The sequence below is a fragment of the Acinetobacter brisouii genome (assembly GCF_008993995.1).
Taxonomy (GTDB): domain Bacteria; phylum Pseudomonadota; class Gammaproteobacteria; order Pseudomonadales; family Moraxellaceae; genus Acinetobacter; species Acinetobacter brisouii_A.
Map to the genome: position 1 here is coordinate 1 of NZ_BKNN01000149.1, position 1555 is coordinate 1555.

General features: G+C 35.8%; 2 protein-coding genes and 1 rRNA gene. 2 read left to right on the forward strand and 1 reads right to left on the reverse strand.

The window, feature by feature from the left end:
* Positions 1 to 104: 104 nt before the first annotated feature.
* Positions 105 to 219, forward strand: a 5S ribosomal RNA gene (gene rrf, locus GBN19_RS15320).
* Between the two features lie 336 nt (positions 220 to 555).
* A complete protein-coding gene (locus GBN19_RS15325; RefSeq protein ID WP_151778691.1) occupies positions 556 to 864 on the forward strand; it encodes an ankyrin repeat domain-containing protein in 309 nt (102 codons plus the stop codon).
* A gap of 67 nt (positions 865 to 931) precedes the next feature.
* On the opposite strand, the gene GBN19_RS15330 is transcribed toward GBN19_RS15325, so the two are convergent.
* Positions 932 to 1438: a lytic transglycosylase domain-containing protein gene (locus GBN19_RS15330; protein ID WP_375707879.1), complete on the reverse strand. Its 507-nt coding sequence runs from the start codon at positions 1436 to 1438 to the stop codon at positions 932 to 934.
* Between the last annotated feature and the right edge of the window lie 117 nt (positions 1439 to 1555).

Below are 1555 nucleotides of genomic sequence, written 5' to 3' on the forward strand. Positions count from 1 at the left end.
GACTCAGTTAACCAATCCGTTAATAACTCATTTGGTACCAAGTAGGGTAGCAACAAGATCAAATGATCTGAGCATAAAACCTGAACAAGTCCATAAACAGTTGTGCTGGCGACAATAGCAAGAGTGAACCACCTGATCCCTTCCCGAACTCAGAAGTGAAACCTCTTAGCGCTGATGGTAGTGTGGGGTTACCCATGTGAGAGTAAGTCATCGCCAGCTCATTATTCGAAGCCCCCCAATCTCTAAAGAGGTCGGGGGCTTTTCTTTGCGGAATAATTAAAACTAAATCGTGATATGACTGAATGGTCAATATAAAAACTTATCTAAAAAATAAAATAATGAGGACACGCCCTAATATTGTTTTCTAAAGTGGATTGTAAATTTTGCAGATAAAATTAAAAAGAAAGTTTGCTAGAAATTGACTTTCATATTCTGTTTGGAAGTGTATTTTCAAGATATATAGCATAAGATTCTCATCACATTTTTATCTAGATGTATCATAAAATTTGAGTTTTAATTATAGCTTGAGCACTAAAATAAAAAGGGTTATCTCCTATGAAACTCAATTCTTTCTCACCAATTCCTGAAGATGATGAACTTCATCTTCCTGAACTTGTTTACTGGTCATCTTTAGGGGATGTAGAACAAGTTGAGCAGTTATTATTTGATGGTGCAGACCCGAATCAAACTGATGATGAAGGTTATAGTGCATTACAAGCTGCGGCCGAAAATGACAATATAGATGTAGTCAAATTGTTAGTTAGCAAAGGTGCAAGAATTGATTATCGAACCCAATATACGGCACTTGAGCTTGCAGAAATGGCTGGAAATACAGAAGTTATTGCATTTTTAAAATCATTGTAATTCATTCATTTGTTTATTCTATATAAAAGCCCAAGTATTTGAGTTGGGCTGTTGTTTCTTGGACGATTTATAACGCTGCTTTAAGTTCCTTTTCATGGTGCTTGACTTGGCGTGCATATTTTTTTGCTTTATGGCGTGTCCAAAAACTAGATTCATAGCCTGTAGGTCCAACATTATAATATGCAGTAGCCTTAGACCAACTTCCAGCCAGTCCATAATAGTGATTTAAAATAAAGCTGCTACATTGAATGTTGGTTGCTTCATCAGATAAGTCACCTATGCAATGATCTTGCCAGTAACTTGGAATAATCTGTGCAAGACCAACAGCACCAGAAGATGAGCGTGCAGCACTATTATAATTAGATTCTTGCCGAATTAATGCGGCAATTAATACTGGGGAAACTTGATACTGATCCGCACTTTGAATAATGATTGGAGAGAGGCGCTGAGCCTTTTCAGGAGAAACATGATATGCCTTTTCCAAGCCTGAAGATAATTTTAAAGAACGAGCTACAACTGAACCACTATGAGGACCAAGTTGACTACAGCCAACTAAACTGAATAAAAAGCTTATAAGAAGAAAGTTTTTGAAATAAAAAAGTTTTTTATGTGAAATCAACAAAGTATAAGTCCAATATATTCCAATAATGTCAGGATATTAATTTTATTAAATTTATAGGGTCAAGAGTTG

Bases quoted from the DNA above. Each gene is read 5' to 3' on its own strand.
- GBN19_RS15325 (WP_151778691.1), top strand. From the start codon at position 556: ATGAAACTCAATTCTTTCTCACCAATTCCTGAAGATGATGAACTTCAT.